Origin of the sequence: Pseudomonas saponiphila (genome assembly GCF_900105185.1) — a bacterium.
Taxonomy (GTDB): domain Bacteria; phylum Pseudomonadota; class Gammaproteobacteria; order Pseudomonadales; family Pseudomonadaceae; genus Aquipseudomonas; species Aquipseudomonas saponiphila.
This window is the reverse complement of sequence record NZ_FNTJ01000001.1, coordinates 1,384,010-1,398,093: the sequence shown is the minus strand read 5'-3', so window position 1 is coordinate 1,398,093 and position 14,084 is coordinate 1,384,010. Positions and strand designations below refer to the sequence as shown.

General features: G+C 62.9%; 10 protein-coding genes. 9 read left to right on the top strand and 1 reads right to left on the bottom strand.

The genetic code is table 11. The features are described from left to right. Positions 1 to 40: 40 nt before the first annotated feature. Positions 41 to 1,468, bottom strand: coding sequence for an arginine-ornithine antiporter (arcD, locus tag BLV47_RS06700; RefSeq protein WP_092311330.1), 1,428 nt, complete (start codon positions 1,466 to 1,468; stop codon positions 41 to 43). A 449-nt stretch (positions 1,469 to 1,917) separates the two neighbouring features. Between arcD (BLV47_RS06700) and arcD (BLV47_RS06695) the strand changes: the two genes are divergently transcribed. The 9 genes from arcD (BLV47_RS06695) to BLV47_RS06655 all read left to right on the top strand — a co-directional run bounded on the left by arcD (BLV47_RS06695) (position 1,918) and on the right by BLV47_RS06655 (position 14,045). Continuing rightward, positions 1,918 to 3,345: an arginine-ornithine antiporter gene (gene arcD, locus BLV47_RS06695; protein WP_092311327.1), complete on the top strand. Its 1,428-nt coding sequence runs from the start codon at positions 1,918 to 1,920 to the stop codon at positions 3,343 to 3,345. 52 nt (positions 3,346 to 3,397) lie between these two features. Then, on the top strand, positions 3,398 to 4,654 hold the full coding sequence (gene arcA / locus BLV47_RS06690; protein ID WP_092311324.1) for an arginine deiminase: 1,257 nt from the start codon (positions 3,398 to 3,400) through the stop codon (positions 4,652 to 4,654). Positions 4,655 to 4,738: 84 nt separating this feature from the next. Beyond that, positions 4,739 to 5,749 carry an ornithine carbamoyltransferase gene (locus BLV47_RS06685; protein ID WP_092311321.1) on the top strand — a complete coding sequence of 337 codons (1,011 nt, stop codon included), beginning with the start codon at positions 4,739 to 4,741 and terminating at the stop codon, positions 5,747 to 5,749. Positions 5,750 to 5,836: 87 nt separating this feature from the next. Next, positions 5,837 to 6,766, top strand: coding sequence for a carbamate kinase (arcC, locus tag BLV47_RS06680; protein ID WP_092311318.1), 930 nt, complete (start codon positions 5,837 to 5,839; stop codon positions 6,764 to 6,766). Positions 6,767 to 6,837: 71 nt separating this feature from the next. Further along, a complete protein-coding gene (locus tag BLV47_RS06675) occupies positions 6,838 to 7,197 on the top strand; it encodes a DUF5064 family protein (protein WP_092311315.1) in 360 nt (119 codons plus the stop codon). 172 nt (positions 7,198 to 7,369) lie between these two features. Then, positions 7,370 to 8,878, top strand: a complete 1,509-nt coding sequence (locus BLV47_RS06670) for a sigma-54-dependent transcriptional regulator (RefSeq protein WP_092311312.1) — start codon at positions 7,370 to 7,372, stop codon at positions 8,876 to 8,878. A 432-nt stretch (positions 8,879 to 9,310) separates the two neighbouring features. Continuing rightward, positions 9,311 to 9,694, top strand: coding sequence for a glycine cleavage system protein GcvH (gcvH, locus tag BLV47_RS06665; RefSeq protein WP_092311309.1), 384 nt, complete (start codon positions 9,311 to 9,313; stop codon positions 9,692 to 9,694). Positions 9,695 to 9,704: 10 nt separating this feature from the next. Next, positions 9,705 to 12,554, top strand: a complete 2,850-nt coding sequence (gene gcvP, locus BLV47_RS06660; RefSeq protein WP_092311306.1) for an aminomethyl-transferring glycine dehydrogenase — start codon at positions 9,705 to 9,707, stop codon at positions 12,552 to 12,554. A gap of 114 nt (positions 12,555 to 12,668) precedes the next feature. After that, positions 12,669 to 14,045 (top strand): L-serine ammonia-lyase, encoded by a 1,377-nt coding sequence (locus BLV47_RS06655; RefSeq protein WP_092311303.1) that lies wholly within the window; start codon positions 12,669 to 12,671, stop codon positions 14,043 to 14,045. Positions 14,046 to 14,084: the final 39 nt, after the last annotated feature.

The following is a 14,084-nucleotide window of genomic DNA, read 5'->3' as shown; positions in this document are numbered from 1 at the left end:
GGCGTCCTGGCCGCCAGCAAGCGCGAGGGCACAAGCTCGATCACAGCGCCAGCAGACCGCTGTACAGACCATAAGCCGCTAGCGAGGCGCCGATGATCACCGCACCGAAGATCAGTTTTTCCAGGTGGGTGAACAGCGGCTCGCCCTGCTCGCGCTTGGCCTTGGCAAACAGGATCACCCCGGGCGCGTAGAGCAGCGCCGAGAGCAGCAGGTACTTCAAGCCGCCGGCGTACAACAGCCAGATGGCGTAGCTCAGGGCCACGACCGCGATGCACAGGTCCTTCAGCCGCTCCCGGGACGCCTGCTCGTAGGTTTCTCCTCGGCCGCTGAGCAGCACCGCATAGGCCGCCGACCACAGGTAGGGCACCAGGATCATCGATGAGGCGAGGTAGATCAGGTTGGTGTAGGTGCCGGCGGAGAACAGGGTGATCAGCAGGAAGATCTGGATCATCACGTTGGTCAGCCACAGGGCATTGACCGGCACATGGTTGGCGTTTTCCTTCTTCAGGAAGGCCGGCATGGTCCGGTCCCGGGCGGTGGCGTAGAGAATTTCCGCGCACAGCAGGGCCCAGGACAGCAAGGCGCCCAGCAACGAAACCGCCAGGCCGATGCTGATCAGCAAGGCGCCCCAGGGGCCGACGATGTGTTCCAGCACCGCCGCCAGGGACGGGTTCTGCAGCTTGGCCAGTTCCGGCTGGCTCATGATCCCCAGCGACAGCACGTTCACCAGCACCAGCAGCGCCAGCACGCCGAGAAAGCCGATCACCGTGGCCCGACCGACATCCGCGCGCTTTTGCGCCCGGGCCGAATAGACGCTGGCGCCCTCGATGCCGATGAACACGAACACCGTGACCAGCATCATGTTGCGCACCTGATCCATCACCCCGCCGAAATTCGGGTTGCTGCGCCCCCAGATATCCCGGGTAAAGATCTCCGCCTTGAACGCCACGGCGGCGATGACGATGAACATCATCAGCGGCACGATCTTCGCCACCGTGGTCAGCTGGTTGATGAACGTGGCCTCCTTGATCCCCCGCAGCACTAGAAAATGCACGGCCCACAGCAGCAAGGAGGCACAGCCGATGGCGACCGGGGTATTGCCCTGGCCGAACACCGGAAAGAAATAGCCCAGGGTGCTGAACAGCAGGACGAAGTAACCGACGTTGCCCAGCCAGGCACTGATCCAGTAGCCCCAGGCCGAGGAAAAACCCATGTAGTCACCGAATCCGGCCTTGGCGTAGGCATAGACCCCGGAGTCCAGCTCCGGCTTGCGGTTGGCCAGGGTCTGGAAGACGAACGCCAGGGTCAGCATGCCCACCGCCGTGATCCCCCAGCCAATCAGCACGGCCCCGGCATCGGCCCGGGCCGCCATGTTCTGCGGCAGCGAGAAAATCCCGCCACCAATCATCGAGCCCACGACCAGAGCGATCAGTGCACCGAGTTGAAGCTTCTGCGCCGGTTGTGACATTCCTACCTCTGCTTCAGTGAGTCGATCGGGCAATAAAACGATAGGCCATTAATTAACTTCCAGAAATGTGCATCTAACAGTAACAGTCAATTAAACAGCCTTTATGGACGGCCCCCTGAATGGCCTCCAGAAGGCACTGAATAACCGACTATTTTGTTAAATATATGTACTAAGTGCCATCACGAATTGGTCATTAGTTAACCAACCTAGAAGATTTGCAGATTCGCCAAAAGGGTCTAGTTTCAAACGACAGCAACAATCGGAGCAACCAGTTGAAAGTAGTTTAAAGCCTCTGGAATGGCCCTCTCAGGGCAGCATTCTACCTCCCGCAATAAATCTTAAGTCATTCATTCACAACGGAATGCGGCAATGAACTGATCTAAGTCAGCTGTTCGGATTGCAAGCAGATTTACTCTGACGTCTCTCTTCTCCTGCATTGGAGTCATGCAATGTCTGAATCTCCCGGAAAACTAAGACTGGGCGCCTTAGTCGCCCTGGTAGTGGGTTCCATGATTGGCGGAGGGATCTTTTCCTTACCGCAAAACATGGCAGCCAGCGCCGATGTTGGTGCAGTTCTTATTGGTTGGGCGATTACCGCTGTCGGCATGTTGACCTTGGCATTCGTCTTTCAAACTCTGGCCAATCGCAAACCTGATCTGGACGGCGGCGTCTATGCCTACGCCAAGGCCGGTTTCGGCGACTACATGGGCTTTTCATCGGCCTGGGGCTACTGGATCAGTGCCTGGCTGGGCAACGTCGGCTATTTCGTCCTGCTGTTCAGCACACTGGGCTACTTCTTCCCGATCTTCGGCGAGGGCAACACCCCAGCCGCGGTGATCGGTGCCTCGGTACTGCTCTGGGCCGTGCACTTTCTGGTGCTGCGCGGAATCAAGGAAGCGGCCTTCATCAACCTGGTGACCACGGTCGCCAAGGTCGTACCGCTGCTGCTGTTCGTGCTGATCGCCCTGTTCGCTTTCAAGCTGGACATCTTCACCGCCGACATCTGGGGCCGGAACAACCCGGACCTGGGCAGCGTGATGAATCAGGTGCGCAACATGATGCTGGTCACCGTGTGGGTGTTCATCGGCATCGAGGGCGCGAGCATCTTCTCGTCCCGGGCGGAAAAACGCTCGGACGTGGGCAAGGCCACCGTCATCGGCTTCATCACCGTGCTGCTGTTCCTGGTGCTGGTGAACGTGCTGTCCCTGGGGATCATGACCCAGCCGGAACTGGCCAAGCTGCAGAACCCGTCCATGGCTGCCGTGCTGGAGCACGTGGTGGGCCACTGGGGCGCGGTGCTGATCAGCGTCGGCCTGATCATCTCGCTGCTGGGGGCGCTGCTGTCCTGGGTGCTGCTGTGCGCGGAGATCATGTTCGCCGCGGCCAAGGACCACACCATGCCGGAGTTCCTGCGCCGCGAGAACGCCAACCACGTACCGGCCAATGCCCTGTGGCTGACCAACGTCATGGTGCAGGTCTTCCTGATCATCACCCTGTTCTCCAAGGGCACCTACCTGTCGCTGATCTACCTCGCCACCTCGATGATCCTGGTGCCCTACCTGTGGTCGGCGGCCTATGCGGTGTTGCTGGCGGTACGTGGCGAAACCTACGAACAGGCCCTGGCCGAACGCAAGAAGGACCTGGTCATCGGTGGCATCGCCCTGCTCTACGCGATCTGGCTGCTGTATGCCGGCGGGGTCAAGTACCTGCTGCTCTCGGCCCTGCTCTACGCCCCCGGCGTGGTGCTGTTCGCCAAGGCCAAGCTGGAACTGCAAAAACCGATTTTCACCAACGTCGAGAAGCTGATTTTTGCCGCGGTGGTCATAGGCGCCCTGGTGGCGGCCTACGGACTCTACGCCGGCTTCCTGACCCTGTAGCACTGCCTTTGAAGCCACACCCCGATTGTTTTGTCTCTGGAGGATCACAGTAATGACCACGGAAAAAGTTAAGTACGGCGTCCATTCCGAAGCCGGCAAACTGCGCAAAGTCATGGTTTGCTCCCCAGGCCTGGCCCATCAGCGGCTGACCCCGAACAACTGCGATGAACTGCTGTTCGATGATGTGTTGTGGGTGGCCCAGGCCAAACGCGACCACTTCGACTTCGTCACCAAGATGCGCGAGCGGGACATCGACGTGCTGGAAATGCACAACCTGCTGACCGACATCGTCGCCATGCCCGAAGCCCTGGACTGGATCCTGGAGCGCAAGATCACCGCCAACCAGGTCGGCCTGGGCCTGGTCAATGAAGTCGGTTCGTGGCTGCGCAGCCTGGAGCCGCGCAAGGTCGCCGAATTCCTGATCGGTGGCGTATCCGCCGATGACCTGCCCACCAGCTTCGGTGGCAAGACCATCGAGATGTTCCGCGACTTCCTCGGCCACTCCAGCTTCATCCTGCCGCCGCTGCCCAACACCCAGTTCACCCGCGACACCACCTGCTGGATCTATGGCGGCGTGACCCTGAACCCGATGTACTGGCCGGCGCGACGCCAGGAAACCCTGCTGACCACCGCCATCTACAAGTTCCACCCCGAGTTCACCCACGCCGACTTCCAGATCTGGTACGGCGACCCGGACCAGGAACACGGCAACGCCACCCTGGAAGGCGGCGACGTGATGCCCATCGGCAATGGCGTGGTCCTGATCGGCATGGGCGAGCGCTCCTCGCGCCAGGCCATCGGCCAACTGGCGCTGAACCTGTTCAAGCACAAGGCCGTGGAACGGGTGATCGTCGCCGGCTTGCCGAAATCCCGCGCGGCGATGCACCTGGATACCGTGTTCAGCTTCTGCGACCGCGACCTGGTCACGGTCTTCCCGGAAGTGGTGAGCCAGATCGTCGCCTTCAGCCTGCGCCCTGACGACAGCAAGCCGGGCGGCATCGACGTGCGCCGCGAGGAAAGCAGCTTCCTCGACACCGTAGCCAAGGCCCTCAACCTCAAGGCCCTGCGCGTGGTGGAAACCGGTGGCAACAGCTTCGCCGCCGAGCGCGAGCAATGGGACGACGGCAACAACGTGGTGGCCGTGGAACCGGGCGTGGTCATCGGCTACGACCGCAACACCTACACCAACACCCTGCTGCGCAAGGCCGGGGTCGAGGTCATCACCATCAGCGCCGGCGAACTGGGCCGGGGCCGTGGCGGTGGCCACTGCATGACCTGCCCGATCATCCGCGACCCGATCGACTACTAAGCGCCCTTATCCGACATAGCAGCTTGCCGTTGCCCCTACAAAGGGCCTCGGCAAGTGGACGACCGAAATCAAAGGAGATCCATCATGGCTTTCAATATCCACAACCGTAATCTGCTGAGCCTGGAACACCACACTCCGCGTGAGCTGCGCTACCTGCTGGACCTGTCCCGCGACCTGAAACGCGCCAAGTACACCGGCACCGAGCAGCAGCACCTCAAGGGCAACAACATCGCCCTGATCTTCGAAAAAACCTCGACCCGTACCCGTTGCGCCTTCGAAGTGGCGGCCTATGACCAAGGTGCCAACGTCACCTACATCGACCCCAACTCGTCGCAGATCGGCCACAAGGAAAGCATGAAGGACACCGCCCGAGTGCTGGGGCGCATGTACGACGCCATCGAGTACCGCGGCTTCAAGCAGGAGGTCGTCGAAGAGCTGGCGAAGTTCGCCGGGGTTCCGGTATTCAACGGCCTGACCGATGAATACCACCCGACCCAGATGATCGCCGACGTGCTGACCATGCGGGAGCACGCCGACAAGCCGATCCACGAGATCAGCTACGCCTACCTGGGCGACGCGCGCAACAACATGGGCAACTCGCTGCTGCTGGTGGGCGCCAAGCTCGGCATGGACGTGCGCATCTGCGCGCCCAAGGCGCTGTGGCCCCATGACGACCTGGTGCAACGCTGCAAGCAGTACGCCGAGGAAAGCGGGGCGCGCATCACCCTCACCGAAGACCCGAAAGCCGCGGTCAAGGGCGTGGACTTCATCCACACCGACGTCTGGGTGTCCATGGGTGAGCCGGTGGAAGCCTGGGCCGAGCGCATCGAGCAACTGCTGCCGTACCAGGTCAACGCCCAGTTGATGAAAGCCACCGGCAATCCACGGACCAAGTTCATGCACTGCCTGCCGGCTTTCCACAACAGCGATACCAAGGTCGGCAAGCAGATCGCCGAGCAGTATCCGCACCTGGCCAATGGCATTGAAGTGACCGACGACGTGTTCGAGTCGCCAGCCTGCATCGCCTTCGAGCAAGCGGAAAACCGCATGCACACCATCAAGGCGATCCTGGTTTCGACCCTGGCCGATCTCTAACCCGCCTCCCCTGCCGGGGCTGGCTTGCCAGCGAACCGCTGTTCGCCGGCAAGCCGGCTCCTACAGAGCCTCCAGAAGGACTGCATTATGCGTATCGTCGTTGCACTGGGCGGTAACGCCCTGCTCCGCCGTGGTGAACCCATGACCGCGGACAACCAACGCGCCAACATCCGCATCGCCACCGAACAGATCGCCAAGATCCACCCTGGCAACCAACTGGTGATTGCCCACGGCAATGGCCCGCAGGTCGGCCTGCTGTCGCTGCAGGCAGCGGCCTATACCCAGGTTTCGCCCTACCCGCTGGACGTGCTCGGGGCCGAGACTGAAGGCATGATCGGCTACATCATCGAACAGGAACTGGGCAACCTGCTGGACTTCGAGGTGCCCTTCGCCACCTTGCTGACCCAGGTGGAAGTGGACGCCAAGGACCCGGCCTTCAAGAACCCGACCAAGCCCATCGGCCCGGTCTACAGCAAGGAAGAAGCCGAGAAACTGGCCAAGGAGAAAGGCTGGGCCATCGCTCCGGATGGCGACAAGTACCGCCGGGTGGTGGCCAGCCCGAAACCCAAGCGCATCTTCGAGATCCGCCCGATCAAGTGGCTGCTGGAAAAGAGCAGCATCGTGATCTGCGCCGGCGGTGGCGGCATCCCGACCATGTACGGCGAGGACGGCAAGCTCAAGGGCATCGAGGCGGTGATCGACAAGGACCTGTGTTCGGCGCTGCTGGCCGAACAACTGGAAGCCGACCTGCTGGTGATCGCTACCGACGTCAACGCAGCCTTCATCGACTTCGGCAAGCCGACCCAGAAGGCCATCGCCCAGGCCCACCCGGATGAAATGGACAAGCTGGGCTTCGCCGCCGGCTCCATGGGGCCCAAGGTCCAGGCCGCCTGCGAATTTGCCCGGCACACTGGCAAAGTCGCGGTGATCGGTTCACTCTCGGACATCGAAGCGATCGTCCAGGGCAAGGCCGGCACCCGCATCAGCACAGCCAAAACCGGCATCAGCTACCTGTAAGACGCTTGCTGTAAGAACACGGGGCAGGCCCGCTGCCTGCCCTCATTCGAAGCCCTGGAGGAGAGACGCCTATGGCCATGTTTGCGCCCGGTCACCTGCATATAGAGCGCCATGCGCTGAGCAAGGACGACTTCAGCTACAACCTGTGCATCGACTATGAACTGGCCCAGGACCCCAAGGAGGGTCACGGCATGCTGTTCACCCTGCACGGCACCATCGAAGGCAAATCCTTGAAAGAGCAGTTCTTCCTGGCCAAGGACCTGGCCTTCGACTTTGCCCGTCACGCCACGCGCATCGCCCAGCAGTACGGTTTGCCCAAGAGCGCCAGCATTGCCTCCATGCACAAGTACTACGACGAGATGTTCGAAGACGTGCGCAAGCAACTGAACGTCAAGCCCGGCGACCCGATCAGCCCCGAACACCTGGCATAACCACCCACTTCAGTAGGAGCCGGCTTGCCGGCGCAATGCCCCCTCCCCGGATCGGCCTGCGATGCGCCTTCGCCGGCAAGCCGGCTCCTGCGACAGCTCCAGCGATTTCGACTAAGGCTCTCGCCCAAGGCATACTGGCGCCCTTCAGTGTTCCAGAAGCCTCTGTCGCCTCATGCGTATCCACGTCAGCTTCATCGACCGCGTCGGCATCACCCAGGAAGTCCTGGCCCTGCTGGGCGGGCGCAATCTCAACCTGGATGCGGTGGAAATGGTGCCACCCAACGTTTATATCGATGCCCCAACCCTGAGCCCGCAGGTGCTGGAGGAGTTGCGCGACGCGCTGTTCAACGTGCGTGGCGTGCAGGCGGTGACCGTGGTCGACATCCTCCCCGGCCAGCGCCGGCACTTGCAGCTGGACGCCTTGCTGGCGGCCATGACCGATCCGGTGCTGGCCCTGGACAGCGCCGGCAAGGTGCTGCTGGCCAACCCGGCGCTGATCGCCCTGTATGGCCGCGAGCCGGCCGGGGAAAGCATCGCCGAGCTGTTTGCCGATCCCGCGCTGCTGGAGGCCCTGCTGGAAAACGGCTTTCGCCTGCCGCTGCGGGAAATCATCGTCAATGGCCAGACCCTGCTGCTGGACGCCACGCCCATCACCGACGCCGGCGCGCTGCTGACCCTGTACCAGCCCAACCGCATCGGCGAGCGGCTTTCGGCCCTGCACCACGATCACGCCGAGGGCTTCGATGCCCTGCTTGGCGAATCCCCGGCAATTCGCACCCTCAAGGCTCGGGCACAAAGGGTCGCGGCCCTGGATGCACCGCTGCTGATCCAGGGCGAAACCGGCACCGGAAAGGAGCTGGTGGCCCGTGCCTGCCACGCCATCAGCGCCCGACACAGCGCGCCGTTCCTGGCGCTGAACTGTGCGGCCCTTCCAGAAAACCTGGCCGAGAGCGAACTGTTCGGCTATGCCCCCGGGGCCTTTACCGGTGCCCAGCGCGGCGGCAAGCCGGGGCTGATGGAACTGGCCAACCAGGGCACGGTGTTCCTCGATGAAATCGGCGAGATGTCGCCCTATCTGCAAGCCAAACTGCTGCGCTTTCTCAATGACGGCAGCTTTCGCCGGGTGGGCGGCGATCGCGAGATCAAGGTCAACGTGCGCATCCTCAGCGCCACCCACCGCGACCTGGAAAAAATGGTCGGCGAAGGCAGCTTCCGCGAGGACCTGTTCTACCGCCTCAACGTCCTGAACCTTGAAGTGCCGCCGCTGCGCGAGCGTGGCCAGGACATCCTGCTGCTGGCCCGCTACTTCATGCAGCAGGCCTGCGCGCAGATCCAGCGCCCGGTGTGCCGCCTGACCCCGGGCACCTATCCGGCGCTGCTGGGCAACCGCTGGCCGGGCAACGTGCGCCAGTTGCAGAACGTGATCTTCCGGGCGGCGGCGATTTGCGAGAGCAACCTGGTGGACATCGGCGACCTGGACATCGCCGGCACCTCGGTGGCCCGGCAGAACGACGCCGAAGTCGAAAGCCTGGAACAGGCCGTGGAAGCCTTCGAGAAAGAGCTGCTGGAAAACCTCTACGTCAACTACCCCTCGACCCGACAACTGGCCAACCGCCTGCAGACCTCCCACACCGCCATCGCCCATCGCCTGCGCAAGTACGGCATTCCCAACAAGGCTTGACCGGCCCCTCTTGCGTAGGAGCCGGCTTGCCGGCGATGAGATCCTTGAGCCTGGCGCAGCCCTTGAAGACGCCTTCACTGGCAAGCCAGCTCCTGCGTCAGTTCTGTCCCCGCAGGGTCAGTTGCAGATACACGTCTGAAAACGACCTGCAACTGTACTGAAAGCGCTACAGCGGCACGATTTCGCTACACCTCCTTGTAATCGCTGCCGTGCAAGGCTTTGATCCTCAAAGCCTTTTTTCCACGCCGTCAGCTGTAGCGATTTCGCTACACTCGACGCCGACACGAATCCAGATTGAATATTCAACTCATTGATTTTAAAGAATTAAATATTTATTGGCCGCGTTCTTGCTAAGGGTATAGCCATCCGGCTCGGCCCCGCACGAGCATTCAATCGCGTCCACCAGACGAGTCTGGCCCCTGAGGAGTTTCCATGAGCGAGTTGCGTTTTACTGAAGATCACGAATGGCTGCGTAGCGAAGCGGATGGCAGTGTCACCGTCGGCATCACGGCTTTCGCCCAGAACGCCCTGGGTGATGTGGTGTTTGTGCAACTGCCGGAGCTGCAGAGCTACGAAAAGGGCGCCGAAGCCGCCACCGTGGAATCGGTAAAGGCCGCCAGCGGCGTGTACATGCCGCTCAACGGTGAAGTGGTCGCCATCAACCCGGCCCTGGAAGACAGCCCGGAACTGGTCAACGAAGATCCGCTGGGCGAAGGCTGGTTCTTCCGCTTCATTCCCGCCGATGCCGCCGCCGTTGGCCAACTGCTGGATCAGGACGCCTACGATCGCCTGATCAAAGCCAGCGCCGAAGCCTGAGGAGCCCGTCATGACCGTCAACCTGACCACCGCCAACGAATTCATCGCGCGCCACATCGGCCCGCGCCAGGCCGATGAACAAGCCATGCTCAACAGCCTGGGCTTCGACTCCCTGGAAGCCCTGAGCGCCAGCGTGATCCCCGACAGCATCAAGGGCACCAGCGTGCTGGACCTGGGCCAGGGCCAGAGCGAAGCCCAGGCCCTGGCCTCGATCAAGGCCATCGCTGCCAAGAACCAGCTGTTCAAGACCTACATCGGCCAGGGCTACTACAGCTGCCATACCCCCTCGCCGATCCTGCGCAACCTTCTGGAGAACCCGGCCTGGTACACCGCCTACACCCCCTACCAGCCGGAAATTTCCCAGGGCCGCCTGGAAGCCCTGCTGAACTTCCAGACCCTGATCAGCGACCTGACCGGCCTGCCGATCGCCAACGCCTCGCTGCTCGACGAAGGCACCGCCGCCGCCGAAGCCATGACCTTCTGCAAGCGCCTGAGCAAGAACAAGGGCAGCCACGCCTTCTTCGCTTCGGTGCATTGCCACCCGCAGACCCTGGACGTGTTGCGCACCCGTGCCGAGCCCCTGGGAATCAACGTGGTGGTGGGCGATGAGCGCAAGCTGACCGACGTCAGCCCGTTCTTCGGTGCCCTGCTGCAATACCCGGCAAGCAACGGCGATCTGTTCGACTACCGCGAACTGACCGAGCGCTTCCACGCCGCCAACGCCCTGGTGGCCGTGGCCGCCGACCTGCTGGCCCTGACCCTGCTGACCCCGCCCGGTGAGTTCGGCGCCGACGTGGCCATCGGCAGCGCCCAGCGCTTCGGTGTACCGCTGGGCTTCGGTGGCCCGCATGCGGCCTATTTCTCCACTCGCGATGCCTTCAAGCGCGACATGCCGGGCCGTCTGGTCGGCGTCTCCGTAGACCGTTTCGGCAAGCCGGCCCTGCGCCTGGCCATGCAGACCCGCGAGCAGCATATTCGCCGCGAAAAGGCCACCAGCAACATCTGCACCGCTCAGGTCCTGCTGGCCAACATCGCCAGCATGTATGCCGTCTATCACGGTCCCAAGGGCCTGATCCAGATTGCCCAGCGCATCCACCAGCTGACCGCGATCCTGGCCAAGGGGCTGAAGGATCTGGGGCTGGTCGTGGAGCAGGACAACTTCTTCGACACCCTGAGCCTGCACACCGGTGCCAGCACCGCCGCGCTGCACGACAAGGCCCGCGCCCAGGGCATCAACCTGCGGGTGATCGACGCCGAGCGCCTGGGCTTGTCCCTGGACGAAACCACCACCCATGCCGACGTCGAAGGCCTGTGGAGCCTACTGGGCGAGGGCAAGCCCGCGCCGGACTTCGCCGCACTGGCGGCTGCGGTCACCAGCAGCATCCCCGCGGCCCTGGTACGTCAGTCGGCGATCCTCAGCCACCCGGTGTTCAACCGCTATCACTCGGAAACCGAGCTGATGCGCTACCTGCGCAAGCTGGCAGACAAGGACCTGGCCCTGGACCGCACCATGATCCCGCTGGGCTCCTGCACCATGAAGCTCAACGCCGCCAGCGAGATGATCCCGATCACCTGGGCCGAATTCGGTGCCCTGCACCCCTTCGCCCCGGCTGAGCAAAGCGCCGGCTACCAGCAACTGACCACCGAGCTGGAGGCGATGCTCTGCGCCGCGACCGGCTACGACGCCGTCTCCCTGCAACCCAACGCCGGTTCCCAGGGTGAATACGCCGGTCTGCTGGCCATTCGTGCCTATCACCAGAGCCGTGGCGATGACCGTCGCGACATCTGCCTGATCCCGTCATCGGCCCACGGCACCAACCCGGCCACCGCCAACATGGCCGGTATGCGCGTGGTGGTCACCGCCTGCGACGCCCGCGGCAACGTCGATATCGAAGACCTGCGGGCCAAGGCCATCGAGCATCGCGAGCATCTCGCCGCGCTGATGATCACCTACCCGTCGACCCACGGCGTGTTCGAGGAAGGCATCCGCGAAATCTGCGGGATCATTCATGACAACGGCGGCCAGGTGTACATCGACGGCGCCAACATGAACGCCATGGTCGGCCTCTGCGCGCCGGGCAAGTTCGGCGGCGACGTGTCCCACCTGAACCTGCACAAGACCTTCTGCATTCCCCACGGCGGTGGCGGTCCGGGCGTCGGCCCGATCGGCGTCAAGGCGCACCTGGCGCCCTTCCTGCCGGGCCACGCCGCACTGGAGAACAAGAAAGGCGCGGTGTGTGCCGCACCGTTCGGCAGCGCCAGCATCCTGCCGATCACCTGGATGTACATCCGCATGATGGGCGGCGCCGGCCTCAAGCGCGCATCGCAACTGGCGATCCTCAACGCCAACTACATTTCGCGGCGCCTGGAAGAGCACTACCCCGTGCTCTACACCGGCAGCAACGGCCTGGTGGCCCACGAATGCATCCTCGACCTGCGTCCGCTGAAAGACAGCAGCGGAATCAGCGTCGATGACGTGGCCAAGCGCCTGATCGACTTCGGCTTCCACGCCCCGACCATGTCCTTCCCCGTGGCCGGCACCCTGATGATCGAGCCGACCGAAAGCGAATCCAAAGAGGAACTGGACCGCTTCTGCGATGCCATGATCCGCATCCGCGAGGAAATCCGCGCGGTGGAAAACGGCACCCTGGACAAGGACGACAACCCGCTGAAGAACGCTCCGCACACGGCGGCAGAACTGGTGGGCGAGTGGGCCCACCCGTACAGCCGCGAGCAGGCCGTTTACCCAGTGGCCTCGCTGATCGAAGGCAAGTACTGGCCGCCGGTTGGCCGGGTCGACAACGTGTTCGGCGACCGCAACCTGGTGTGTGCCTGCCCGTCGATCGAAAGCTACGCCTAAGGCAGCCACAAGCTAGTAGCCTCAAGCTGCAAGAAAGAGCCGAACGGCCTCTGACTTGCAGCTTGTCGCTTGTGGCTTGCCGCTGTCTCTATAACAAGAAACCGGAGAACCAACATGTCCCTGAGCGTGTTCGACCTGTTCAAGATTGGCATCGGCCCCTCCAGCTCCCACACCGTCGGCCCGATGCGCGCGGCTGCGCGCTTTGTCGAAGGCCTGCGCCGCGATGACCTGCTGGCGGCTACCGCTTGCGTCAAGGTCGAGCTGTACGGCTCGCTGGGCGCCACCGGCAAAGGCCACGGCAGCGACAAGGCGGTCTTGCTGGGCCTGGAAGGCGAACATCCGGACACCGTGAATACCGAGAACATCGCCGCGCGCCTGCAGGCAATACGCAGCAGCGGGCAAATCAACCTGCTCGGTGAGCGCAGCATTGCGTTCAACGAGAAAGAACACCTGGCAATGATCCGCAAGCCCCTGGCCTATCACCCCAACGGCATGATTTTCCGAGCCTTCGATAGCGCCGGTCTGCAGATCCGCAGCCGTGAGTACTACTCCGTGGGCGGCGGTTTCGTGGTCGACGAAGACGCCGCCGGCGCCGACCGTATCGTCGAAGACACCACTCGCCTGACCTTCCCCTTCAAGACCGCCAAGGAGCTGCTGCAACATTGCAGCACCTATGGCCTGTCCATCAGCCAGGTGATGCTGACCAACGAAAGCGCCTGGCGCCCGGAAGCGGAAACCCGCGCCGGTCTGCTGAAGATCTGGCAAGTGATGCAGGACTGCGTGGCTGCCGGTTGCCGCAATGAAGGCATCCTGCCGGGCGGGCTCAAGGTCAAGCGGCGCGCCGCCGCCCTGCACCGCCAGTTGTGCCAGCACCCGGAAGCGGCGCTGCGTGACGCGCTGTCGGTGCTGGACTGGGTCAATCTCTACGCCCTGGCGGTCAACGAGGAAAACGCCAACGGCGGGCGAGTAGTTACCGCGCCCACCAACGGTGCAGCCGGGATCATCCCGGCGGTGCTGCACTACTACATGCGCTTCATTCCCGGGGCCAACGAAGACGGGGTGGTGCGTTTTCTCCTCACGGCTGCGGCCATCGGCATCCTGTACAAGGAAAACGCCTCGATCTCCGGCGCTGAAGTCGGCTGCCAGGGCGAAGTGGGCGTGGCCTGCTCGATGGCCGCCGGGGCCCTGTGCGAAGTCCTCGGCGGCAGCGTGCAGCAGGTGGAGAACGCCGCGGAAATCGGCATGGAACACAACCTCGGGCTGACCTGCGACCCGATCGGCGGCCTGGTGCAGGTGCCCTGCATCGAGCGCAATGCCATGGGTTCGGTGAAGGCCATCAATGCGGTGCGCATGGCCCTGCGCGGCGACGGCCAGCATTTCGTCTCCCTCGACAAGGTCATCCGTACCATGCGCCAGACCGGCGCCGACATGAAAAGCAAATACAAGGAAACCGCCCGTGGCGGTTTGGCCGTGAACATTATCGAGTGCTGATACGCAGCCTGTGTCCGCACGTTTTTTTCAGGAGTTGCC